This window comes from Sporosarcina sp. SAFN-010 (genome assembly GCF_059415065.1).
The window spans coordinates 189,333-212,794 of record NZ_JBPFDS010000001.1; the positions used below are offsets into that span (position 1 = coordinate 189,333).

Sequence of the window (23,462 nt, forward strand, 5' to 3'; positions counted from 1 at the left end):
CCTATTCTCTAGTTGGTTTTTCAACTTCTTGTATTAAATTTTGCGTATAATAATTTCCATACACTCCAGTACCAATATGTGTAAAGTTTTTATCCAACAAGACTTCTTGGTGGGCAGGAGAATTCAACCAACCATGAACCGCTTCAATTGCATCCGTATAATTTAACGCAATATTTTCTCCTGCTTTTTTAACGTCTATCTCAGCAAGTTTCAGCCGATTGGCAAGTGTACCCGATGTCGGTGAATCTTGGGAAAAATAATTTTGTAATGCCATTTCTTTACTATGTTCGCGCGCAACCAGTTGAAGTTGGTAGTCACGCTTCAATTTGTCGACACCATGATTCTCCCGATAAATGTTAGTGATATCGAGAATTTGACGTTCAAGAGCCCTATCTACAGCCATCTGATCTTCAGACGAAGGCTTCTTCACTTCCATGAGCTCCCCTTTATAGAAAAGATCATAAGGTTGCTGCATGACAAGAGTCATCGGGTCAATGAACCGTACACCTTCCAGCTCTTCCCCTGTTTCATCTATATATAGTTGAGTGAAAAGACCTTCTGATTGAATGAGCATTTTGTTTTTAATGTCATCCCCATTTAGCACAAATGTGTACTGATTGTCCCCAACCACCACTTCCAGTTCTGACTCAATAATTGTGCTTCGATAGATATCTTGACTATTTTGTCCATTTACATAAGGATAGACATCTGCTTCTCGATCTGCACTATATATCTGATTCACTTTACCGTCTGCGACTCCTGCCATAATCATTGGATTTGCATTATAAATCCACCATTCAAATCCAAAAACAGAAAGATCCTTTCGATCTGGTTCTCCAAACAGTTTCGTCAATTCTTCTGAAGATTGCCCGACCACTGTCGAAATTCCTTTTTCGGGTCGTTTTGCATTACTATCGCCTTGCTGTTCGAAAGAGCTCTCGCCGCTAATAGCAGTTCCAGGCTGAACAGGTGACTCCAATGGCTCATTCTCCCTAATTCCATCATCCCAAAAGTAAAATACCAGAAGTGCAATCAGGAATAACACAAGCACTTTCCATAATCGTTTCAATTCCCCACCCCTTCTTACAGCTACCACACACATAACTCACTACCTTATTGTAATCAACATTAGATGAATAAGTCATCCATTTCTCACCTGTCTCCTAAAATACGCTTCAAGACACAATGTTGCCATTGCAACCAACTTCCTTTTGTTCTATGATTATAGACGAATAGCAATCGATTGACTGTTGCATAAGGAGGAAGCTAATCAATGGATTTTGTAAACACAGGTATTGAAGAGCTGGCTGTTAGCCTAATCGATCTTGAAGAAATTGCTAAAAGATATGACCTAGTTCTCGCTGGACAATGGGACTACGAACGTGTCACATTCGACAAAAAGTATACAGTGAGCGAAGGAGTATATTATTTACGTGTCTATGGACTCACTCCGAATGGTGACGTTGGCAAGAATGAGGCGGTTATTGAATTCATCACTCCTCAACTCGGTAAACACTATTATCCACATGGCGTTGAATACGGAGATGACGAGTTCTATCCATCATTCGTTGTAAATGATTGCAAAAAAACATTGGCAGGCATGGTTAAAGATTTGCAAGCATTTAACTTAAAAAAATGATTATCCACCGGAGAATAATTTGTTCTCCGGTTTTTCATATCCATTTTCATTTTTTTTGGCTATAATAGAAATAATACACGATTTGGAGGAATGCCGGGTGTCGAAACGGTTAACAAAACGAACTTTGCTTATTATAGTAACTGCAATTGTTGCAGCTGCTGCTCTTTTCTTTATACTCCCGGTTTCCATACCACTAATATTAGCCCTACTGACAGCGCTGATGATAGATCCGCTTGTCAAGTTAGTAGAGCGTAAATTCAAATGGAAACGAAAGTTATCGGTTATTTCCGTATTTATCTTTGTCGTTTTGCTTGTTGCGGTAGGGATCTATTATTCCGTAACATCGTTAATCGGTAGAATTATTCAATTCACAAAAGATGCACCGGATTATTTAAACTCGCTATCCGGAGTCTGGATTGATATGCAGGAGAAAGTATTTAGATATACTTCAGGAATGCCTTCAGACATCGTCAAAGCCACACAAGAACAATTGACAGCTGCGCTCACTTCCTTCAAAGATTCCCTTCTTGAACTGTTGAGCTATGAAAAGATCATTGCACTCGCTTCTGAAATCCCAAATTTCCTCGTGAGTTTCATCGTCTTCTTGATTGCCTTGTTCTTATTTATGCTAGAACTACCTCAACTAAAACAAAGCGCGTTTAACCTACTAACGGATCGTACGGCAGAAAAAGTACGGTATATGACTACTAAACTAAATGCAACAGTCATTGGATTTATGAAAGCACAATTGCTCGTCAGTTTCATTATTTTAGCTGTTGCATTCGTCGGATTGTTGTTGATCGTTCCGAAATATGCAGTCGTCATGGCGATCATCATCTGGATTATCGACGTCATCCCTATTTTAGGTTCCATTATCATTCTTGCGCCCTGGTCGCTTTATGAATTTGTAAGTGGAGACGTTGCGATGGGAACAAAACTCGCAATATTAGCTGCAGTACTACTAATCATACGCAGAACTGTGGAACCAAAAGTGATGGGTTCTCAAATCGGTTTATCCCCCCTTCCTACGTTGATCGGGATGTTCATCGGCTTGAAATTGTTTGGGGTACTCGGATTCTTTATCGGCCCGATGGTCGTAATTCTTTTTACTACTGCAATCGAAGCAGGAATTATTAAGCTGAATTTTAGAATATAGCTGAAATGCAAAACCACACAAAAACACGCATGTCCCAATTAAAGGGGCATGCGTGTTTTACGTTAAAATCCAAGAATGGCTTTAATCATTGAAGTCGTTTCTCCACCTTTGTAAAACACATAGAGGAGCAGATAGACAGCTACACCTGTAAGGGCTGCAAAAACCCACACAGTGCTTGTTACAGGGCCAAGACGACGATGCTTTGGTAAGTTGTTCTTAAATCCTGAGATGAGCGACAGGACGCCTAGAACAGCTCCAGTCGTAGCCAAACAAATATGGAATATTAAAAACACGGTGTAATAGATTTTAATGTTATCTGGGCCACCAAAAGACGTGTTCCCAATGATAATTGTACGGGATAAGTAAATCACTAAAAACAGAAGTGCTGAAATAGATGCTGCAATCATCACATTTTTGTGTGCTTGCTTCCGCTTCTTGCGGATCAGCATCCATCCGATCACCACTAAAACACCAGAAATTATAATGAGCAACGTGCTCAATGTCGGTAGAAAAGGCAAGTTCATAAGGTTTCTCCATTTCTATTCAGATCTAACAATCAGCCATGAACCGATAATTTCTTTCGGTTGATCAAATCTTGCCGTGTAATTTCATCAGCATTCTCTTGTTCATCACGATACCATGTAATAAAGATCTTTCCTATGATGAACACATACAATAATTCTTGAATAACCTTCATAATTATGCCGCCAAGTTGCTGATCATAAAGCGTAGGCATACTCGTAAATAACTCGGGACCTGAGATCGTCAAACCAGATAGCGTCCCAGCAGGTACACATAAAGCCATCGCTTTTAGCCACGCTTCTCCACTACTATACGTCTCGTACACGGGAACATCCGCAAAGATAATCAAAGAACAGGCCGGTGTTAACAGAATCGCACTCAATATGACATAACCTATCTTTTTCAAACCATGTAATTGAGGCTCGCCCGGTAAAGTATTGAATATCGGCCACCACAAGAACAAAGCAGATAAGAAAAGTGTCAATGTAAATGCAGTATGCAAGGGTAAGCTAAGTTTTATTGTATCTAAAACTAATGGGTAATGATTCAAAGAAAACATAATCGTAAAGGCAATCAAGCTAATAACTGGCTTTGTGAAGAAGCGGATTACGGCCGCAATTATCGGGTAACTAAAAACTTTTTTCCATAGGAAGTTCGGAATCCCGATGATAAATAACGGTGCAATGACCAGGAGTAACAGTGCCATTTGTGCCATATGGACAGAAAACAATATATGTCCCATTAAATCCATTGGTGAACCTTTTACAATATACAACAGTACAATCGCAGATAAGAAAATTGTAATCTGCCTTTTCGTGACAGACTCATTTCCCTCGAATCGAGATCTCCACTTTTTTGTCAGCAAAAAGTACAAGACCGTCACAAGGACGAGAAATAAGAAAAAATACGGACTCCATAAAGCGCGGAAGCCAAAAATACTTAACGACAAGTGTCCCAGCTCCTTTTATAAGTTCTGTTCTCATTATAGGCTGTTCTTTTATGTAAAACAATGAACGTTCTTTGACATCCATAAAAACAAGAAAACCTCTGGCCTTGGCAATTGGCCAAAGACAGAGGTTTTGTGAAGATTACCACCAAACAATCGTAACGAAAGTAAGTGGAATTAGGAAAGCAAACACTACTCCAGTGAACATGAACATTTGAGGAATTCCGTGTCCTTTGTCTTTCATGTGCATGAAATAGTAAAGCTGTAGTCCAACTTGAACCGCAGCAAAGAGGAAAAGCACTGGAATCACTAAATACTTCGTAAATCCTTCTACTCCTTGCTGATAAGCCACGACGAATGTAAACGAGACAAGTGTCATGAAGATCATGAGTGAGAACATCATAACTTGACCACGCATAGTTTCCTTTGAACGACGGACAAATAGATCCTGTTCAATAGGGGTTCTCTTGTACATTTCTACTTCTGCCATGTTATCCGATCACTCCCATCAAGTAAACTACCGTAAAGATGAATACCCATACGACGTCAATGAAGTGCCAGTAAAGTGAGAATGTGTAGTACTTAGATGCATTATACAGGTTCAATCCACGCTTTGCATTTCGGAAGAGCAAAAGTGTTATCCATACAAGTCCGACAGCAACGTGGAAACCGTGTGTTCCTACAAGTGTAAAGAACGATGAACTGAATGCACTGTTTCCAAACGTAAATCCTTCATGTACGTAGTGAGTGAACTCATATACTTCTAGTCCAAGGAAACAAAGTCCTAGGAGCGCAGTAATAGCTAACCAAAGTTGCATTTTCTTGAAGTTGTAGTTCTTCATATGGTGCATAGCATACACACTTGTAAGTGAAGAAGTTAAAAGCAACAAGGTCATGACAAACACTAATGGAAGCTGGTACAGCTCTTGTGTTGAAAATCCAAAACCGCTTGGTCCCTTGTTTTTTAACGCCATATAGGTAGCAAACAAAGTAGCGAATAGAATTGTTTCTCCACCAAGGAAGAGCCAGAATCCAACAAACTTATTTTTTCCTTCAAGCGTTGCACGCTCAGGGTGTTCCGGCCAAGTTTCCGGAGTGAATTTTTTATTCAAATCCATCAGTTTTGACCCCCTTTGCTAGCATTGTTAATATCAGCCTGAATTTCTTCCTTCGTTACATGGTAGCCTAGATCATCTTTCAATGAACGCATTGCCATTGATACGAACGTCCAAGCAAGACCGAAGATGAGCAATGGAAGTCCCCAAGAAGTTTCTTGGTGATACATAGCACCAAATCCAGCGATGAACAAACCGACTGTCATGAAGAATGGAATGATTGAACCATGCGGCATGTGGATATCAGTTATTGGTTCAGCAAATGTTAGTCCAGTTGCGTTCCCTTCCTGCTTTTCAATCCAAACAGTATCAAGTCCACGTACGAGTGGAGTTTGAGTAAAGTTGTAGAACGGTGGTGGTGAAGGAATTGCCCATTCAAGCGTACGTCCATCGCCCCATGGATCATTTCCAACACGCACGTTTTTAACAGTTGTCATGATGATATTAATCACCATTACAATTACACCGATTGCCATAAGAAGCGCACCAATCGAACTGATTAAGTTCGCTGTATTCCAGCCTTGTCCGTCCATATATGTCCAAACACGACGTGGCATTCCCCAGAATCCAAGCCAGTGCTGGATTAGGAATGTACAGTGGAACCCGACAAAGAAGAATACAAATGTGATTTTACCAAGTGTTTCACTGAGCATTGTTCCAAACATCTTAGGCCAGTAAAGGTGTACTCCAGCTAAGATCGCAAGTACAACTCCACCGACAATTACATAGTGGAAGTGAGCAACAATGAAGTAACTATCGTGTAACTGATAGTCAAGAGGTGCAGCACCTTGCATAACCCCTGTAACCCCACCCATTACGAACGATGGGATGAATCCAAGTGCATACAACATTGGAGTTGTCATGACAATGCTTCCGCCCCAAATTGTAAGCAACCAGTTAAAGATTTTAACACCAGTTGGTACAGCAATCGCCATCGTCGCAACTGCGAAGATTGCGTTTGCAGTTGGCCCAAGACCTACTGTAAACATATGGTGGGCCCAAACCATGAATCCTAAGAAACCAATCAATACTGTCGCAAATACCATCGCCGGATAGCCGAAGAGGCGCTTACGAGAGAAAATCGAAAAGATTTCAGAGAAAATACCGAATGCCGGCAAGATCAGGATATATACTTCAGGGTGACCGAAAATCCAGAAAATATGCTCCCAGATAATTGTGTTTCCACCCATCTGATGATCAAAGAAGTTCGCATCGAACATTCGATCGAATGTCAAGAAGAACAATCCGACAGTAAGTGGTGGGAATGCGAATAGGATCATTGCTGAAGCGACAAACGTCGTCCAAGTGAACAATGGCATCCTCATATACGTCATACCCGGTGCACGCATATTAATGATAGTAACAAGGAAGTTAATCCCGCCCATCAGCGTACCTCCACCAGCGATTTGAAGACCTATCGCATAAAAGTCAATGCCATGTCCTGGAGATGCAAGTGAAAGTGATGCATATGAAGTCCATCCAGCATCTGGAACCTGTCCAAAAAACCAAGAAACGTTTAAGAATACTCCTCCCAAGAAGAACATCCAGAATCCAAGTGAGTTAATGAACGGGAACGCAACGTCACGCGCTCCAATTTGAAGTGGCATTATATAGTTCATAAATCCAAATAGTATCGGCATGGCGGCTAGGAAAATCATCGTTGTACCATGCATTGTGATTAAATCATTAAAAAGACCTGCACTTACAAGGTCATTGTTCGGCTTTAACAGCTGGAGACGAATAATCATCGCTTCAATACCACCAACGACGAAGAAGAAACCGCCGCCAATGAGGTAAAGAATTCCGATCTTCTTATGGTCGACAGTTGTCATCCAATCCCAAAGGGCTGCGCCGAATCCTCTTTTTTGAGCAACAGAACTCACGTTATTTTACCTCCTCTTCAATATCGCGTTACGTATTACTGCTCAACAGACAAGCCGAGCAAGTACTCAGCTAAGTCATCTAACTCTTGGTCAGAAAGCTGATTTTCAAAAGAAGGCATTGTGTTGCCCGGTTTAACTTTTTGTGGATTTTTAATCCATTCTTTCAAGTCTTTTTCATTATGTTCTAAGAAACCAGCTACGCGGTTACGGTCACCGAAAGACGCTAGGTTCGGACCAGGTGATCCACCTTGGCCAGCACCAGAAACAGCGTGACAAGTAGCACAGCTAGCCTGGAATACTTTTTCGCCATCTGCATTCGCGTTTGCGACTGACTTAGCGTCTTCAGTTGCTTTCATATTTTTCGCCCATGCGTTGAACTCATCACGTGGTAAAGTTTTCACTTTGAAATCCATCAGTGAGTGAGACGGTCCGCATAGCTCAGCACATTTACCATAGAATACTCCATCTTTAAGACCTTCTGACTCTTTGTCAAATGTCAGATAGAATTTGTTCAAGTTTTCTACGTTCGTATCCATCTTCCCACCAATTGCAGGAATCCAGAAGGAGTGCTTCACGTCTGCCGCTTTTAAGTTAAAGTAGATTTTTTCCTTTGTTGGTACCACGAGCTCTTGAGCTGTCACAATACCAAGTTCAGGGTATTCGAATTCCCACCAGTAAAGCTTAGCGGTTACGTCTACTACAAGGTGTTTCGCTTTCCCATCATCGTTAACTTCTTCCATTGCCTTTACGTCCCCAAGTTTGTAAGTGTAATACACAGTAGGGACTGCAAGAATGATAATGAGGATAATTGGAATGATTGTCCAAACTAGCTCCAATTTATGACTACCTTCAACTTGTTCAGGTATGAAATCCTCACCTAGTTTCGAACGTCTAAAACGAATCAGTGCTACTACATAAATTGCGACTACAACAAGAATGACGAACAGCATGATCCCTGAAGAAAGCATCAGTAGTTTAAACTGATCTTTACCTACCTGACCAGCTGGTAGAAGCGTGGATAATTCCTCTTGGCCACATCCTGCTAAAAATACAGTCAGAACCGCTAACAAGGAAAAGAGACGCCATTTTTTGAGTCCTTTCATCATCGCTTCATAATCCCTCTCTTTCTAATAGTGTTTTCTTCCATCGAGGAGTGAAGACCTCTCTATAATGAATTCCTGTCAAAGAAAGAATTCCATACATTTAGATGAAAATCGAAAAGATAATCATCGAGACAAAAAGTATTGTCATATAATTCAGTGAGTAGATGAACATGGACATTGCCCACTTTAAATCATCTTTTACACGGAATCCTTTTAGCGCGAGTAATAACCAACCTACATTCAACAATGTAGCAAGAACTAAAAATGCAGTTCCTAGTTCACTTAACATGAATGGCAAAGGAAACAACAGCACAACCCATGCAAGCATCGATTTTTTTGTACGGGCAAATCCTTTTACGACAGGTAACATCGGAATTCCTGCTGCTCCGTATTCATCTGTTTTCTTCATAGCAAGCGCGTAAAAATGAGGTGGCTGCCAGACAAACATAATTAGAAACAGTGCCCAAGCTCCAAGTCCAAGCGACGGTTCCACTGCTGCCCAACCAATTAGTGGCGGAATAGCACCAGACAAACTTCCGACAATCGTATTGGATACGTGACGGCGTTTTGACCACATAGAATAGAGAACGACGTAACTGAATACTCCAGCGAGTCCCAGTAGCCCTGTAGTAGCATTTGCAGAAAACAGCAATACTTCTCCTATAGCTATAAAGCCCAACGCCATAGCGAGCACTGCCGGGGCCTTAAATCGCCCAGTTACTGTGGGTCTAGTTCTTGTCCGCGTCATAATCGGATCGATATCACGATCAATCAAATTATTAAGCGCTGCTGAACCGGCTATGATCAGGGCAGTTCCGAATAGCGTAGCAATCATAAGATCCAGTCTATGTACAAAGCTGATGTTCGCAAACTGGAACGCCAAGAAGAGACCTGTAAATGCAGTAATCAGGTTAGAATTTACAATTCCAATTTTAATAAGTGCTAAAAAGTCCTTCATGAATGTTGGTGCAATTACAGTTTCCGGAACCCTCTCTGCAGCAGTCGTACGACTATTTGACATGTTACTCCCCCTTTCAAAGCCCATTAAAAATGACCGCTGTACTTAACTATATCGAAAATCCTTCACAATTTCTATACAAAATCGCAATTTGTATAGAATTGCACAATCTCTCGAGGAATTATACAGTGCACCTTCTATAGTAAATCATTCCATCTGCCCATTTGTGAAGTTATCAGGTCGTTTTTATGAACATTTTGTGAAAAAAGGAACCTAATTGCGTGTTCTTTGTTTCCGGCATTGTGTTTTATGGTCCGATTCTCTATCATTAAAAACTAGAGACCTTTTCAACGGTCGACATTTTATAAAAGAAGGTGTCTTTGTTTGAAACGATACAACTACTTAAAATGGTTTGCGGTAGCTGCGACTATCGGGATGCTACTCATCCTGCTCGGCGGTGCACTCGTTACGAAAACAGACAGCGGTATGGGCTGCGGAAGACATTGGCCAGGCTGTAATGGACAACTCATTCCGGACGAGATTACCGCAGAAGTACTGATTGAGTTTTCTCATCGCCTCGTTACAGGTGCTGTCGGAATTTTAATAGTGATTTTATCTGTATGGTCATGGAAAGCAATTGGACATGTTCGCGAAACTAAATTCCTTTCGGTTATGGCCTTATTTTTCCTCATTTTACAAGCACTCATTGGAGCAGCCCAGGTTAAATGGGGACAAGGGGATTTTATCCTCGCTCTACATTTCGGAATATCATTGATTTCTTTTGCGGCCGTTTTACTTTTGACACTCCTCATATTTGAAGTAGATAAAAAGTTCGATGCCGACAAGATTCAAGTTGGATCCAAATTAAAATTCCATACAATCGGGGTTACCGTCTACTCGTACATCGTCATTTATACAGGGGCTCTTGTTCGACATACAGAATCCAGTCTCGCCTGTGCAGATTGGCCACTTTGTAGAAATGATCAGTTCCAGCTTCCTTCCAATCTAAATGAATGGGTACAAATGGGACATCGAACTGCAGCTGCACTAATTGTCATCTGGCTTGTGTATATTGCAATCCTTGTTTGGCGTAACTATCGTGATCAAAAAGTATTGGTATGGGGCTGGTCAATTGCATTGATACTTGTTCTTGCGCAAGCAACGACTGGTATGCTGTCCATCTTCACCCGGTTGAACCTTACAATCGCATTGCTCCATTCCTTATTCGTGACATTATTATTCGGATTGCTTACTTACATGATTTTGTTACTATCCAGAGTACGAATTCAAAAATAATGAAAAAACAGCCACTCGGGTTTCGCGAGCGGCTGTTTTTTTGTGGTTTCTATTTGATTAAGGACGAACGATTGAACGCGTATGAGAGGCATATTTTATGATTGGTTATGATAACTCTTCATGGTTTATGATCACTTTCCACGGTTTATGAGCACTTTCCAGTTTTATGATCACTTTCCACGGTTTATGAGCACTTTTCAGCTTTTATGATCACTTTCCACGGTTTATGAGCACTTCTCAGGTTTTATGATCACTTTCCATGGTTTATGAGCACTTCCCAGCTTTTATGATCACTTTCCACGGTTTATGAGCACTTTCCAGTTTTATGATCACTTTCCATGGTTTATGAGCACTTCTCAGCTTTTATGAGCACTTTCCGTGGTGTATGAGCACTTCCCAGCTTTTATGATCACTTTCCACGGTTTATGAGCACTTTCCAGTTTTATGAGCACTTTCCACGGTTTATGAGCACTTTCCAGCTTTTATGATCACTTTCCATGGTTTATGAGCATCCCTTAAGTTTTATGAGCACACCAATCACTTCATGTGCTCATTCTCAACATTCAATTAGCACTCACAAAACAAACGCTTCCCCAATCAATGCTCGAGTTCAATTAGCAAATCTCCAGTTGAAATCGCTTCACCTGGGGTTACATGAATTTCTTTTACGATACCGTCATATGGCGTTTGAATCGTTGTCTCCATCTTCATCGCTTCAGTGATCAACAAATGTTGACCTCGGCGGACACGGTCCCCTTTCTCAACCGCAAGTTGCAGAACCGTACCAGGCATCGTCGCAGCGATATGGGCGTCATTTCCAGGATCCGCTTTTTGCTTCTTCACAGAATCCGTTTCAACACTAACATCTTGAATGACCACTTCACGTGGCTGTCCGTTCATCTCAAAGTAAACGACACGGGTTCCGTCCGCTTGAGGTTCACCGATGGAAACGAGCTTAACTATAAGCGTCTTCCCTACTTCAATCTCGACCTCTATCTCCTCACCTAATCTCATACCATAGAGGAATTCAGGAGTCTGAATAACAGATAGATTACCAAAGTCTTTATACATCGCCAAATATTCTTCAAATACTTTTGGATACAACGAATACGCTAATGCGTCATGTATGGTTGCTGGTTTCTCTAGTTCTCCATCGAGTTTTTCAATGACTTGTTCAAAATTAACCGGCTCTAATAATTCCCCTGGACGCACAGTTAACGGTTTACGACCTTTTAACACGACTTTTTGCAATTCCTCTGGGAATCCACCATAAGGCTGACCGATGTAACCTTCAAAAAACTCAATAACAGACTCTGGGAAGTCAATCGAGTTTCCTCTAGCAAGTACCGCATCTTCATCCAAATCATTTTGAACCATGAACAGTGCCATATCTCCAACAACTTTGGACGATGGTGTCACTTTTACAATATCCCCGAACAGCATATTGACGCGGGAGAACATTTCTTTAACTTCTTTCCAACGATTACCGAGTCCGACACCCTTCGCTTGTTGCTGTAAATTGGAGTATTGACCCCCCGGCATTTCATGGACGTACACTTCTGAATGAGGGCTGATCATACCGCTTTCAAAGTGGGCATAATACTCACGCACGTCCTCCCAGTAGAAGGATAACTCTTCAAGTGCTTTAACATCTGTACGGACTCCACGGCCACCATACTGCAACGCATAGTAAAGTGAGTTAGCTGAAGGTTGGGATGTGAGTCCAGACATCGCTCCAAGTGCAGTATCGACAATATCGACACCTGCTTCAATAGCTCGTGTATACATGGCGATTCCATTACCACTCGTATCATGAGAATGTAAGTGAATCGGGATATCGACGGTTGCTTTCAATTCAGAAATAAGTTGATATGCCGCTTCAGGCTTTAACAAACCTGCCATATCTTTCAAGGACAAAATATGCGCTCCTGCATTTTCAAGCTCTTTCGCCATTTCTTTGTAGTACGCAATCGTATATTTAGTCCTCATCGGATCTAATACATCCCCTGTGTAACATAGAGCAGCTTCTGCAACTTTACCTTCTTGACGTACTGCATCGATCGCTACTTCCATCCCCTTAATCCAGTTCAAACTATCGAAAATACGGAATACGTCAATGCCGGCAGCTGCCGACTCTTTAACAAATTCCCGGATTACATTATCCGGATAGTTCTTGTAGCCAACTGCATTTGCCCCTCTGAATAGCATCTGGAACAATACGTTCGGGATTTGCTTGCGAAGCACTGCTAGACGCTCCCATGGATCCTCTTTTAAGAAACGGTATGAAACGTCAAACGTCGCACCGCCCCACATTTCAAATGAAAATAGATCGGGCATCAGACGAGCAGATTCTGCAGCTATATTCGTCATATCCGCTGTCCGGACACGTGTTGCAAGTAATGACTGGTGCGCATCACGGAATGTGGTGTCTGTCAGCAACACATCTTCCTGTTCTTTGACCCACTTAGCTAACCCTTCTGGTCCTCTTTCATCCAGAATTTGTTTAGTTCCTTGCTTGGGAGGAATACTAAAATCAACTTCAGGTTTGCGCGGTACCGCAAATACAGGTTTTGATTGACGCCCGATTCCTGGGAATCCATTAACAGTAATGGTCCCTAAATAATTCAACACCTTCGTTCCCCTGTCTTTTCTGACTGGGAATTCAAATAATTCAGGAGTTGCGTCTATGAAACTCGTCGTATAATCGCCTGTTAAAAAGCTTTCATGACGGACAACATTGGCTAGGAATGGGATATTTGTTTTTATCCCACGGATTCGGAATTCCTGCATGTTGCGGTCCATTTTGGAGGCAGCTTCTCGGAACGTCATTCCCCATGTTGAAACCTTTACAAGTAACGAATCATAATACGGCGTAATAACGGCCCCTTGGAACCCATTACCTGCATCGAGACGGACACCAAACCCACCGCCTGATCGGTAAACTGATAATTTCCCTGTATCGGGCATGAAATCGTTCAACGGATCTTCAGTTGTTACTCGTGCTTGTATTGCATATCCAAACAAAGGAATATCCTCTTGTGCCGGAACAGCTGATTGTCCAGTATGGAGATTCTCTCCGTCTGCAATAAAGATTTGTGTATGGACGATATCAATACCAGTTACCATTTCCGAAATCGTATGTTCAACTTGAATACGCGGATTGACTTCAATAAAGTAAAACTCATCATTTGCGACTAAAAATTCAACTGTCCCCGCATTTATGTAGTTTACATTTGTCATGAGTTTAACTGCTGAATCACAAATAGCTTGTCTTAAATCATCAGACAATGAAATCGAAGGTGCAATTTCCACCAACTTTTGGTGGCGACGCTGTACTGAACAATCCCGTTCATACAGATGCACGATATTGCCGTGAGTGTCACCTAAGATCTGCACTTCAATATGTTTTGGTTCTCTAATCAATTTTTCAACGTATACTTCGTCGGATCCGAATGCTGACTTCGCTTCAGATTTCGCACGATTATAAGATTCTTGAACTTCATCGGCATGCTCCACAATACGCATCCCACGTCCGCCACCGCCAAGTGAGGCTTTGATGATAATCGGATAACCATGAGAAGTCCCAAACGCCTCCACTTCTTCAATGGAGTGGACGGGTCCATCTGTACCTGGAATGACAGGGATCCCTGCTTGTATTGCTTGTGAACGCGCTTTCACTTTATCGCCAAACATCTCAAGATGACGAGAGGTTGGTCCAATAAAAATGATTCCTTCTTTTTCAAGACGTGCAGCAAACTCTTCGTTTTCTGCTAAAAAACCGTAACCTGGATGCACGGCATTAGCACCCGAACGTTTAGCGATTTCAATAATCCCCTCGATGTCAAGATACGCATCGATTGGTTTCTTTCCTTCACCAATCAGATAGGATTCATCTGCTTTATAACGATGAAACGATCCTCGGTCTTCTGCCGAATAAATCCCTACTGTTGGAATTTGAAGTTCAGTACACGCTCTGAAAATACGAATTGCAATTTCCCCACGGTTTGCAACCAGAATCTTTTTAATGGATTTCATTTCCAAGCTAGGCACGCCCTTTTCTATTTATTTTTCTCATATCTAGTGAACATTGAAACATTCATCAATATTCCTAAAGCTAAAGATAACAGAATAATCGAAGTTCCGCCATAACTAATAAAGGGAAGCGTGACACCCGTCAATGGAATGAGCCCTGTCACCCCACCGAGATTGATGAACGTTTGAATACCAATGAGGGCACCAACACCTGAAGCAAGCATTCTAGCATGGGGATCTTTAGTAGCTAACGCAATCCAAAAAGCACGCACTACTAAAAATCCTAATCCTCCGATTACAAGGATCGTTCCGAAGATACCGAGTTCTTCAGCGATAATCGCCATGATGAAATCAGTATGCGGTTCTGGCAAATAACCCATTTTTTGAACTGAGTTTCCTAGTCCAAGTCCAAATAGACCTCCTGCACCGATGGCAATATAACCATTTACAATTTGGAGTCCAGAACCTTGGATATATTGGAATGGATCGCGATAGGCTGTAAAACGGCCCATACGACTTCCTGTCATGACAGAATCCCAAGAGAAAAATAAAATGATTCCTACAAGTACCAGGATTCCAGCAACAAACAAACTCAACTTCCAAAATGTCTTGACGTTGATACCACTTGTCGCCATCACGCATATGGAAGTTGCAATAATGATAAAGGTTGCCCCGATATCAGTTTCCATCATAACGGACGCAACAGCGAAGCCTAATATAATGACCGGTGGTACTATTGCTGTATTAATACTGTTGATTGTTCCAGCCTCGTACTTGTTTGCAAACACACCCGCAAAATATATGATCATCACAATCTTTGCAAGTTCAGAAGGCTGCAAACTCCCTATCGGTAGATTAATCCAACTTTGAGATCCTACTTCTCCACCAAATCCTATGAAATGAACGAGAAACAGCAACACTAGCATGACAGCAACAGTCACTACCATAAAATACTTTTTACGGTATAGTTTGTATGGTAGAAAAGCCGTAAAGAAAAATGCCAGAATTGCGATAATCACACTAATAAGCTGCTGGTTAAAAAACTTATCAGGCTCCCAGCCATATCGATTCACAGCCCATACCATACTGGAACTGTAAATCATGACAAGTCCAAAAAGACAAAGTACTAAATATGTAAAAAATAATGGAAAATCAAAATGGCGAAATAGCCGCTTTGCATATTTTTTCAAGAAAACCCCTCGTATCTGTAAATAAAAAACTCAAACTTTAGGTTAGTTTGAGTCTTTTGTTTATTTTTTTATGCTAAGTTCATGTAAGATGTTCATTTCCTTCTCTAAAACAGAAAGTATGTTCTTTCCACGCTCTCGCTCAATAAGACCAAGCTTTACAGCAAAGTCAATTTCACGGGACAGCCCATACATTTGTGTATCCAATACTTCCTCATATAAAGGACATTGCGGCATCGTCAAATGATCCATCTGCACTTTAATGAGCTGAGCGATTTTGTCTGCATCCGCCTGCAGCTGCATTATGGCTTTTTCCTGATAGGTTTCCTGTACTTCTATATCCATGAGGACGCCCCCATTACTCTTATTTCAGCAAGCTGCTATAGAGTAAATTGTAGCTGTAGAAAGCTGAAATTGCAAGTATTTCCCGTAGTGTTCTAACTACTTATAGCCAGATAACTTCCGATTGAGAACAAATAGCGGTATACTGTAATACAGAAACGAATGAGCTGGGAGGATTTATTGTGGAAACAATTGTACCGATTAAAGGGAATGTGCAGCATACGATTACGCTAGATCCAACTGTCTGGATTTTCGATGACAGAAGACTCGATTTAGAAACTTACTTCACTACTGAGGTTGAAGAGTTCGATGAAATGGAAGACTATAAAGAACGAATGGGGAAGCATTGGTCCCGTGAAATCATGGAAGGTGCTACCTATCCTCCAACATTGAAATCCGAAAAGAAATATGAGAAACAAAAAATGTTAACAGGTACGTTTGGAATCATTTTTGAGCCATTCTTGAAAAATGCAATTCCAGCAGAAGATGCAACAACGATCACTTTTGAAACAGCTGATGGAGAGCATAGTTTCCCCATCGAAGATGCAGCGAACCTGCTATTCCAGTTCAGTCTGGAAGGTAAACCGCTGAAAGAAGATGGTCCGATTCATGTCTTGCTAAAAGATGGCTCAACTCGAAAGAATCCAATCCGTAATGTTACGGCAATTCGCATTAGCTAAAGAGGGGTGCAACGATGCGTGTTAAATGTGTAATGTGTGATGAAATCGGTAAACTAAGCGACGAAGATCCACTCGCAAAGAAATTACGCAATCGACCCATTCATACGTATATGTGTGAACCTTGCAGAGATCGTATTGGTGAGTTGACGAAATTGCGGATAGCAACAGGGAAATTCACTTTCCGCCGAAGTTCCCATCCAGCTGAAAATGAATTTTAAAAAAAGATCCAGCCGCATTATGCGACTGGATCTTTTTGATGTTCATTTAATCTGCGGACTCTATAAATAATCAGAATCAGCGCGGCTACAATTAGCCCTTCCACAATCGGAAGGAAAAATGCTAAGAACGTCAGCACGAGGCAGCCGATAAACAAAAACGTATAAATGACAAGATTTTGCAATGGCTTGATTTTTCTAGCAAACCCTAGTTTGTACACTAACGCCGCCAGTAAAAACACGAGGGCGAACAGTACGTAACCCGCGGCATCGAAATTCGGCATCATTTCGTAAATCAACTTCGCGATACCGGACATCTTAGTGGCTACGAGCTCTGAATCCTCTACCTTCATTCAACACATTCCTTTCATAACTGCTTATTTGCTCTTTTTCTGTGATTTTTCACGTTCGTTTTTATCAAGAATCTTCTTGCGAATACGAATCGACACTGGTGTTACTTCACAGTACTCATCTTCACTCGCATATTGAAGAGCTTCTTCAAGAGTCATAATCTTAGGCTTCTTAGTTGAAACTGTCTGATCTTTTGTAGCAGAACGTACGTTGGTTGCGTGTTTAATACGTGTTAAGTTAATTGTGATATCACTTTCACGCGTGTTCTCCCCAACAACCATACCTGCATAGATATCCGTACCTGCTTCAACAAACATAATACCGCGGTCTTCAAGTTGCATAACACTATAAGCAGTTACTTTACCATTCTCCATAGAAACCAGAACACCATTGCGACGTCCGCCGACTTTTTCAGATGTCATTGGCTTATAAGAATCGAACGAGTGGTTGATGATTCCATATCCACGAGTCAACGTTAAGAAGTCTGTAGAATATCCAATCAATCCACGGGCAGGTACTAAGAACGTCATACGAACTTGTCCGTTTCCATTGTTGACCATATCAAGCATTTCGCCTTTACGTTCACCCATGGATTCGATTACTGCGCCTGTATATTCTTCAGGAACGTCAATTTGAACATTTTCAACTGGCTCACAACGTTTACCATCAATTGTTTTAACAATAACTTCAGGTTTTGAAACTTGAAGTTCAAATCCTTCACGTCTCATGTTTTCAATCAAAATTGACAAGTGAAGTTCACCACGGCCAGAAACCATCCATGCATCAGGAGTTTCCGTAGGGTCTACACGTAACGATACGTCTGTTTGCAATTGTTGCTCTAGACGCTCTTCGATTTTTCTTGAAGTAACCCATTTACCCTCACGACCAGCGAATGGACTGTTGTTCACGAGGAACTTCATTTGCAATGTAGGCTCATCTACGTGCAACAATGGCAGCGCTTCTTGATGGTCAGTAGGGCAAACTGTTTCACCTACGTCAATGTCATCCATACCAGAAATCGCGATCAAGTCACCAGCATATGCCTCTTCAATTTCAATACGTTTCAAACCTAAGAAACCATACATTTTTGTAACGCGGAAGTTTTTAACAGCCCCGTCACGTTTCATAACACTAACTTGTTGTCCAACTTTCATCGTACCGCGGAATACGCGTCCGATACCAATACGGCCAACATAGTCACTGTAATCTAAAAGAGATACCTGGAATTGTAGCGGCTCTTCACGATTGTCGATTGGTGCAGGGATTTTATCCAAAATTGCATCATAAAGTACTTCAAGTGTCTCTTCTTGGTCAGCAGGATCTGGTGAAAGGCTTGCAGTACCATTAAATCCTGAAGCAAATACTACTGGGAATTCAAGCTGTTCATCATTTGCATCTAATTCGATGAAGAGTTCAAGTACTTCATCAACCACTTCTTCAGGACGAGCAAAATCGCGGTCAATTTTATTTACGACAACAATTGGCTTCAAGTTGATTTCAAGAGCTTTTTTCAATACGAAACGTGTTTGTGGCATACATCCTTCAAATGCATCAACAACTAGAACTACGCCGTCAACCATTTTAAGAATACGTTCAACTTCTCCACCGAAGTCAGCGTGTCCTGGTGTGTCCAAGATATTGATTTTCGTGTCTTTATATTCGATCGCAGTGTTCTTCGCAAGAATTGTAATTCCACGCTCGCGCTCAATTTCGTTTGAGTCCATTGCGCGTTCTTCAACTTGCTCATTTGAACGGAAAATACCGGATTGCTTCAATAACTGGTCGACTAGTGTTGTTTTACCATGGTCAACGTGGGCGATAATAGCTATATTTCTAAGATCATTTCGTGTGTTTGTCATTATTTCACTCCATCTGTCTTTATTCAGTTGATTAACTGTGTTATTATAGCACAAGATACTTCGAGAAAAAAAGGTTTACTTTATCAGGAGGCGCATTTTTTTGAAAAATGTCAAATGGGTGTTCGTTTTATACGCTCTAGGAGCCATTCTATCCATGTTTATGATAGGGATTGCGGTTGGCGTAAAAAGTTATTTGTTAGCAATAGCTGCCATCATTTCTCTCGTTTTGATCATGGGAAATGGATTTAAAACAAAAAAGAAGTTTCGTGAACAAGGACTTCTTTAATAGATGAGTGAAGAATCGTTAGGTGACCTAATGATTCTTCACTTTTTTAATATGATGAAATCCTTTAGTAGTTGTGAGTGGATACTCGCATTTGAAACGATGAATGTCTCTTGCTGAAGCAATCCTGATTGCTCCCCTTGCAACGTAGAGGATATTGCACCAACTTCTCTCGCAATGATCATCCCACCGGCTACATCCCACGGTGACAGTCTCATTGACATGTACACATCAACCCTACCAGTAGCCACATGTGTCAATTCAAGAGCTGCAGATCCATATGAGCGTGTCCCTCTACAAGTTTTGACAAGTTCAATCATTGGCTCATTATCGACATATCGATTCGGGGCAATCCAACTTGCATTCACGCCAATAATTGCTTCTTCTATGGTCGTATCCGTCAATTGCGGTAACCGAATATCATTAAGGAAAGCCCCTTCGTCCTTCATAGCAGAATACAAATCATCTGCCGTGACATCGTAAACATAGCCAAGCATTCCTATACCATCTATATAAATGCCTAAAGAAATGGCGAAATTTCGTTTTTGATGGACAAAATTCATCGTCCCATCAATCGGGTCTAAAAACCAAATGACACCATCCAATGACTGGATATCATCCCCGAATCCTTCTTCCCCCATAATTCGATGATCCGGGAAATCACGACGGATCCTAGTAATGAAAAATTGTTCAATCTCACGGTCGATATTCGTAACTAGATCGTTCGCTGATGACTTCGAGCTAATTTCAATTTCCGTGAAAAATGAACGCTTTATATGATGACCAGCTTCTTTAATCAATGATTTCGCGTAACGGTCCATGGCTCCCCAGTTCATCTCAAACCCCTCCAGTTCTTCTCCACCAAGTATAGCATAGCTATACGGAGCCAAAACAAAAAAGGCTCCTGTGCATGGATCTCCCTGAAGAGAACAATGTCCAATAGCCTTTCTTAACAGTCACAGATAGTCATTACATTAAAAACCATTCAACTTCTCCAATTCAGTATGAATTTCAGTCAACCTCTTTTTGCTTTTTGCAATTTGCTTGAAGTCCTCTTCATTTAGCGCATCATGAAGAGTCGCTAACTCATAGTCCAACTCTAGGTTCAATACTTTAAGAAATTCTTTTTCAACATCGGCTTTACGAATAACATGGACGACTTGTTTCATCGAAAACACCCCTTTTTTGAAAGTATGTGCAATTTCCTGTTACCATAAGATATGCGGGAATCGGTTGGACAGCTGGATGTTTGTCCTCTTGCCTTCAATTATTCCCCAAAGTACTTCCCTATAAACGTAGAAAAAAGAGAGGGGTCACAAAATTGACAAAAACATTTTGGACGGAAAATGATTTTTCTGTTTTCGAAGTAGAAGGATTGGATGAACGCATGATAGCACTTCAAGAACGAATCCAGCCTAAATTCAATAAATTAGGAGATCTATTCACACCTTTGTTGTCCGCTCATGGTAAAGGTGAGTTCTATCCCCACGTAGCAAGGCATGCAAGACGCACAGTAAATCCACCATCAGACAGCTGGGTTGCGTTTGCTCCTGCGAAAAGAGGATATAAAGCGCTTCCTCACTTTCAGATTGGTCTTTGGGGCTCACATTTATTCATCGTACTTGCGATAATTTACGAAAATCCCGATAAAAAAGGAATTTCTGACCGTCTTCAGAACGATTTGTCTATTTTGACATCACTCCCTAAGGATTATGTCGTCTCTGGAGATCACATGAAGCCAGGAGCGCAATTGATTCAAGAATCCGGTAAAGAGCGAGTAGTAGAACTACTTGAGCGTCTACACGATGTGAAGAAAGCCGAGTTCCTTGTCGGGCGTCATCTTGACCGTAAACAAGCGGTTGCGATGACTGAACAAGAATTTTTATCGTACGCAGAAGAAACGTTTGAACAACTTTTACCTGTGTATGATCGAGTAATTGGATAAAAAGACGGTTAACCTAAAAAACGATTCGTTGTTTGCCACTTACGCAAACCTCTCGAATCGTTTTTATATCTTACTGACTGAAAATACACTCAACAACAGTACATCTAATTGAAGTCAGTGGACCAAACTTATAGGGAATGACTTGCGCTTAAAGGAAAGTCTTTGATACTTATCCCCAACAGATTATCCTTTAATAATATCTCCATTACCGCCTTCTTTTGCTCGCTTCACTACTTTGTAGCATTCATAACTACTAGCTTCCTTAAACTCCTTGAACAGCGTTTTTTCTTCCGCCATTGAAGGAACCACCTTTTTAAATGAATTATATGAACCAAGTAATTTTTCACGACCAATTCCTTGTTCATAAGCTTTTTCGATGCAAGTGAAAAACTCAGTCACAATCATAATTTCTTCTGTGGACCAATCTGCACGTAGTGGATAACTATATTCCATCTATTTCTCCTCCTATCCCTCATTAGTTTACACACAAAGGAAAAAACCTATCCGACGGATGCCAGATAGGATTCCCCACATTTTATTTAGATAGAATATGAATCGGTTTACCAAGCGCTACTTCAGCAGCTTCCATTGAGATTTCACCCAATGTTGGATGCGCGTGAATTGTCATAGAAACATCTTCTAACGTCATTCCGCTTTCAATAGCAACAGCCATTTCAGCAATCATGTCAGAAGCATTTTCTCCAGCAATCTGAGCTCCTAGTAACAATCCATCTTCCTTACGAGCAACAAGCTTCACAAAGCCATCTGGTGCATTTAGAGCAAGCGCACGACCATTCGCACCGAATGGGAATTTGCCTACTGCCACTTCATAGCCTTCATCCTTAGCTTGCTTCTCGTTAAGACCGACTGTTGCAAGTTCTGGATCTGTAAAGCATACTGCAGGAATTGCCAAGTAATCCACTTCTGATTTTTCACCAGCAATGGCTTCTGCAGCAATCTTACCTTCGTAAGATGCTTTATGTGCAAGCTGTAAACCAGGAACGATATCCCCGATCGCGTAAATATTCGGGATGCTTGTACGACATTGTTTGTCGACACTTAGAATTCCGCGCTCTTCAAATTTCAAGCCGAGTTCTTCAAGTCCCATTTCATCAGTATTCGGACGGCGTCCAACAGTTACAAGTACATAATCAGCTTCAACGGTTTTTTCTTCACCTTTTACTTCATACGTAACTTTCACGCCAGAATCTGTTTCTTCAGCACCTTTAGCTGTTGCTTTCACAACAACCTCAACGCCTTTTTTCTTCAATCCTTTTTTCACAAGTTGTGTCATTTGTTTCTCGAAGCCAGTAAGAATATCATCTGCTCCTTCGATAATCGTTACTTCAGAACCAAGATTTGCATAAGCAGAACCAAGCTCAGTGCCGATATATCCTCCACCAATGACCACTAACTTTTTAGGAAGCTCTTTCAATTCAAGAGCACCTGTGGAATTGATAACACGTTTAGAGAATTTGAAGTTAGGAATCTCTACAGGACGAGCACCTGTTGCAAGAATAACATTTTTAAACTTATAAGTTTGAGCGGATGCGTCATCCATCACTCGTGCTGTATTGGCATCAACAAAGTATGCTTCACCTTTGACGATCTCGACTTTGTTCCCTTTAAGGAGTCCTTCAACACCTCCTGTAAGCTTCTTAACAACGCTTTCTTTGAATGCCATTGCTTTAGAAAAATCGAGCTTTACGTCTGAAGCAGTAATCCCCATATCGTCAGCATTTTGTGCACTTACAAAACGATGTCCGACAGAAATCATAGCTTTAGATGGAATACAACCTACGTTCAGACAAACACCACCGATCGTATTTCTTTCTACAATCGTTACTTTTTGTCCGAGTTGTGCAGCACGGATTGCCGCTACATATCCTCCAGGACCTGAACCGACTACGAGCGTATCTGTTTCAATTGGAAAATCTCCTACTACCATGG

The 23,462-nt window shown here is 41.2% G+C and carries 24 protein-coding genes; 7 read left to right on the forward strand and 17 right to left on the reverse strand.

Features of this window, described 5'->3' with window-relative positions:
* Nucleotide 1: 1 nt before the first annotated feature.
* Nucleotides 2–1,069 (reverse strand): CAP domain-containing protein, encoded by a 1,068-nt coding sequence (locus tag ACR65F_RS00960; protein ID WP_440502824.1) that lies wholly within the window; start codon nucleotides 1,067–1,069, stop codon nucleotides 2–4.
* Nucleotides 1,070–1,273: 204 nt separating this feature from the next.
* On the opposite strand from ACR65F_RS00960, the gene ACR65F_RS00965 reads away from it, so the two are divergent.
* Together ACR65F_RS00965 and ytvI are read left to right on the forward strand one after the other, a co-directional pair.
* Nucleotides 1,274–1,639 carry a YugN family protein gene (locus ACR65F_RS00965; RefSeq protein WP_039044116.1) on the forward strand — a complete coding sequence of 122 codons (366 nt, stop codon included), beginning with the start codon at nucleotides 1,274–1,276 and terminating at the stop codon, nucleotides 1,637–1,639.
* Nucleotides 1,640–1,736: 97 nt separating this feature from the next.
* Entirely contained in the window at nucleotides 1,737–2,795 is a 1,059-nt protein-coding gene (gene ytvI, locus ACR65F_RS00970) for a sporulation integral membrane protein YtvI (RefSeq protein WP_039044115.1), read from the forward strand.
* Between the two features lie 62 nt (nucleotides 2,796–2,857).
* Here the strand turns inward: ytvI and ACR65F_RS00975 are convergent, their stop codons facing one another.
* The 7 genes from ACR65F_RS00975 to cyoE all read right to left on the reverse strand — a co-directional run bounded on the left by ACR65F_RS00975 (nucleotide 2,858) and on the right by cyoE (nucleotide 9,385).
* Complete coding sequence (locus ACR65F_RS00975) at nucleotides 2,858–3,319, reverse strand: DUF420 domain-containing protein (protein ID WP_025785192.1); 462 nt, start codon at nucleotides 3,317–3,319, stop codon at nucleotides 2,858–2,860.
* A 32-nt stretch (nucleotides 3,320–3,351) separates the two neighbouring features.
* Nucleotides 3,352–4,266 (reverse strand): cytochrome c oxidase assembly factor CtaG, encoded by a 915-nt coding sequence (gene ctaG / locus ACR65F_RS00980; RefSeq protein ID WP_125101986.1) that lies wholly within the window; start codon nucleotides 4,264–4,266, stop codon nucleotides 3,352–3,354.
* Nucleotides 4,267–4,405: 139 nt separating this feature from the next.
* On the reverse strand, nucleotides 4,406–4,753 hold the full coding sequence (locus ACR65F_RS00985; protein WP_039044113.1) for a cytochrome C oxidase subunit IV family protein: 348 nt from the start codon (nucleotides 4,751–4,753) through the stop codon (nucleotides 4,406–4,408).
* A 1-nt stretch (nucleotide 4,754) separates the two neighbouring features.
* A complete protein-coding gene (locus tag ACR65F_RS00990; protein ID WP_039044112.1) occupies nucleotides 4,755–5,381 on the reverse strand; it encodes a cytochrome c oxidase subunit 3 in 627 nt (208 codons plus the stop codon).
* Nucleotides 5,381–7,261: a cytochrome c oxidase subunit I gene (locus ACR65F_RS00995; RefSeq protein WP_039044111.1), complete on the reverse strand. Its 1,881-nt coding sequence runs from the start codon at nucleotides 7,259–7,261 to the stop codon at nucleotides 5,381–5,383. The genes ACR65F_RS00990 and ACR65F_RS00995 overlap by 1 nt, the downstream gene beginning before the upstream one ends.
* Nucleotides 7,262–7,296: 35 nt before the next feature.
* Nucleotides 7,297–8,367 (reverse strand): cytochrome c oxidase subunit II, encoded by a 1,071-nt coding sequence (gene coxB / locus ACR65F_RS01000; protein WP_440502827.1) that lies wholly within the window; start codon nucleotides 8,365–8,367, stop codon nucleotides 7,297–7,299.
* Nucleotides 8,368–8,464: 97 nt separating this feature from the next.
* Nucleotides 8,465–9,385 (reverse strand): heme o synthase, encoded by a 921-nt coding sequence (cyoE, locus tag ACR65F_RS01005; protein ID WP_125101985.1) that lies wholly within the window; start codon nucleotides 9,383–9,385, stop codon nucleotides 8,465–8,467.
* Between the two features lie 321 nt (nucleotides 9,386–9,706).
* Here cyoE and ACR65F_RS01010 point away from each other — a divergent pair, with 321 nt between their 5' ends.
* A complete protein-coding gene (locus ACR65F_RS01010) occupies nucleotides 9,707–10,618 on the forward strand; it encodes a COX15/CtaA family protein (RefSeq protein WP_039044108.1) in 912 nt (303 codons plus the stop codon).
* A 597-nt stretch (nucleotides 10,619–11,215) separates the two neighbouring features.
* Here ACR65F_RS01010 and pyc read toward each other — a convergent pair.
* The 3 genes from pyc to ACR65F_RS01025 are packed head-to-tail and all read right to left on the reverse strand — an operon-like array spanning nucleotide 11,216 to nucleotide 16,182.
* Nucleotides 11,216–14,653, reverse strand: coding sequence for a pyruvate carboxylase (pyc, locus tag ACR65F_RS01015; RefSeq protein WP_440503204.1), 3,438 nt, complete (start codon nucleotides 14,651–14,653; stop codon nucleotides 11,216–11,218).
* A 23-nt stretch (nucleotides 14,654–14,676) separates the two neighbouring features.
* Nucleotides 14,677–15,840 (reverse strand): FtsW/RodA/SpoVE family cell cycle protein, encoded by a 1,164-nt coding sequence (locus ACR65F_RS01020; RefSeq protein WP_039044107.1) that lies wholly within the window; start codon nucleotides 15,838–15,840, stop codon nucleotides 14,677–14,679.
* Nucleotides 15,841–15,900: 60 nt separating this feature from the next.
* Nucleotides 15,901–16,182, reverse strand: coding sequence for an Fpa/YlaN family protein (locus tag ACR65F_RS01025; protein ID WP_039044106.1), 282 nt, complete (start codon nucleotides 16,180–16,182; stop codon nucleotides 15,901–15,903).
* A 179-nt stretch (nucleotides 16,183–16,361) separates the two neighbouring features.
* On the opposite strand from ACR65F_RS01025, the gene ACR65F_RS01030 reads away from it, so the two are divergent.
* Nucleotides 16,362–16,859, forward strand: a complete 498-nt coding sequence (locus ACR65F_RS01030; RefSeq protein ID WP_039044105.1) for a hypothetical protein — start codon at nucleotides 16,362–16,364, stop codon at nucleotides 16,857–16,859.
* Nucleotides 16,860–16,873: 14 nt separating this feature from the next.
* Complete coding sequence (locus ACR65F_RS01035) at nucleotides 16,874–17,077, forward strand: YlaI family protein (RefSeq protein ID WP_039044104.1); 204 nt, start codon at nucleotides 16,874–16,876, stop codon at nucleotides 17,075–17,077.
* A gap of 17 nt (nucleotides 17,078–17,094) precedes the next feature.
* Here ACR65F_RS01035 and ACR65F_RS01040 read toward each other — a convergent pair whose 3' ends face one another.
* Nucleotides 17,095–17,427 (reverse strand): YlaH-like family protein, encoded by a 333-nt coding sequence (locus ACR65F_RS01040; RefSeq protein WP_231567284.1) that lies wholly within the window; start codon nucleotides 17,425–17,427, stop codon nucleotides 17,095–17,097.
* Nucleotides 17,428–17,451: 24 nt separating this feature from the next.
* Nucleotides 17,452–19,284 carry a translational GTPase TypA gene (gene typA / locus ACR65F_RS01045; protein ID WP_039044103.1) on the reverse strand — a complete coding sequence of 611 codons (1,833 nt, stop codon included), beginning with the start codon at nucleotides 19,282–19,284 and terminating at the stop codon, nucleotides 17,452–17,454.
* 100 nt (nucleotides 19,285–19,384) lie between these two features.
* Between typA and ACR65F_RS01050 the strand changes: the two genes are divergently transcribed.
* Nucleotides 19,385–19,570 (forward strand): YlaF family protein, encoded by a 186-nt coding sequence (locus ACR65F_RS01050; RefSeq protein WP_039044102.1) that lies wholly within the window; start codon nucleotides 19,385–19,387, stop codon nucleotides 19,568–19,570.
* Between the two features lie 38 nt (nucleotides 19,571–19,608).
* Here ACR65F_RS01050 and ACR65F_RS01055 read toward each other — a convergent pair whose 3' ends face one another.
* Entirely contained in the window at nucleotides 19,609–20,403 is a 795-nt protein-coding gene (locus ACR65F_RS01055) for an inositol monophosphatase family protein (RefSeq protein WP_440503205.1), read from the reverse strand.
* A gap of 138 nt (nucleotides 20,404–20,541) precedes the next feature.
* Nucleotides 20,542–20,736: a YkzI domain-containing protein gene (locus tag ACR65F_RS01060; protein ID WP_039044101.1), complete on the reverse strand. Its 195-nt coding sequence runs from the start codon at nucleotides 20,734–20,736 to the stop codon at nucleotides 20,542–20,544.
* 152 nt (nucleotides 20,737–20,888) lie between these two features.
* Between ACR65F_RS01060 and ACR65F_RS01065 the strand changes: the two genes are divergently transcribed.
* Nucleotides 20,889–21,512 (forward strand): YktB family protein, encoded by a 624-nt coding sequence (locus tag ACR65F_RS01065; protein ID WP_440502831.1) that lies wholly within the window; start codon nucleotides 20,889–20,891, stop codon nucleotides 21,510–21,512.
* A 183-nt stretch (nucleotides 21,513–21,695) separates the two neighbouring features.
* Here the strand turns inward: ACR65F_RS01065 and ACR65F_RS01070 are convergent, their stop codons facing one another.
* Both ACR65F_RS01070 and lpdA read right to left on the reverse strand, forming a co-directional pair.
* Nucleotides 21,696–21,965, reverse strand: a complete 270-nt coding sequence (locus ACR65F_RS01070; RefSeq protein WP_125101982.1) for a UPF0223 family protein — start codon at nucleotides 21,963–21,965, stop codon at nucleotides 21,696–21,698.
* 82 nt (nucleotides 21,966–22,047) lie between these two features.
* Nucleotides 22,048–23,460 (reverse strand): dihydrolipoyl dehydrogenase, encoded by a 1,413-nt coding sequence (gene lpdA, locus ACR65F_RS01075; protein WP_440502832.1) that lies wholly within the window; start codon nucleotides 23,458–23,460, stop codon nucleotides 22,048–22,050.
* Nucleotides 23,461–23,462: the final 2 nt, after the last annotated feature.

Bases quoted from the DNA above. Each gene is read 5' to 3' on its own strand.
- ACR65F_RS00965 (WP_039044116.1), top strand. From the start codon at position 1,274: ATGGATTTTGTAAACACAGGTATTGAAGAGCTGGCTGTTAGCCTAATC.
- ACR65F_RS00975 (WP_025785192.1), bottom strand. From the start codon at position 3,319: ATGAACTTGCCTTTTCTACCGACATTGAGCACGTTGCTCATTATAATT.
- ACR65F_RS00985 (WP_039044113.1), bottom strand. From the start codon at position 4,753: ATGGCAGAAGTAGAAATGTACAAGAGAACCCCTATTGAACAGGATCTA.
- ACR65F_RS00990 (WP_039044112.1), bottom strand. From the start codon at position 5,381: ATGGATTTGAATAAAAAATTCACTCCGGAAACTTGGCCGGAACACCCT.
- coxB (WP_440502827.1), bottom strand. From the start codon at position 8,367: ATGATGAAAGGACTCAAAAAATGGCGTCTCTTTTCCTTGTTAGCGGTT.
- cyoE (WP_125101985.1), bottom strand. From the start codon at position 9,385: ATGTCAAATAGTCGTACGACTGCTGCAGAGAGGGTTCCGGAAACTGTA.
- pyc (WP_440503204.1), bottom strand. From the start codon at position 14,653: ATGAAATCCATTAAAAAGATTCTGGTTGCAAACCGTGGGGAAATTGCA.
- ACR65F_RS01025 (WP_039044106.1), bottom strand. From the start codon at position 16,182: ATGGATATAGAAGTACAGGAAACCTATCAGGAAAAAGCCATAATGCAG.
- ACR65F_RS01035 (WP_039044104.1), top strand. From the start codon at position 16,874: ATGCGTGTTAAATGTGTAATGTGTGATGAAATCGGTAAACTAAGCGAC.
- ACR65F_RS01040 (WP_231567284.1), bottom strand. From the start codon at position 17,427: ATGAAGGTAGAGGATTCAGAGCTCGTAGCCACTAAGATGTCCGGTATC.
- typA (WP_039044103.1), bottom strand. From the start codon at position 19,284: ATGACAAACACACGAAATGATCTTAGAAATATAGCTATTATCGCCCAC.
- ACR65F_RS01055 (WP_440503205.1), bottom strand. From the start codon at position 20,403: ATGAACTGGGGAGCCATGGACCGTTACGCGAAATCATTGATTAAAGAA.
- ACR65F_RS01060 (WP_039044101.1), bottom strand. From the start codon at position 20,736: ATGAAACAAGTCGTCCATGTTATTCGTAAAGCCGATGTTGAAAAAGAA.
- ACR65F_RS01070 (WP_125101982.1), bottom strand. From the start codon at position 21,965: ATGGAATATAGTTATCCACTACGTGCAGATTGGTCCACAGAAGAAATT.
- lpdA (WP_440502832.1), bottom strand. From the start codon at position 23,460: ATGGTAGTAGGAGATTTTCCAATTGAAACAGATACGCTCGTAGTCGGT.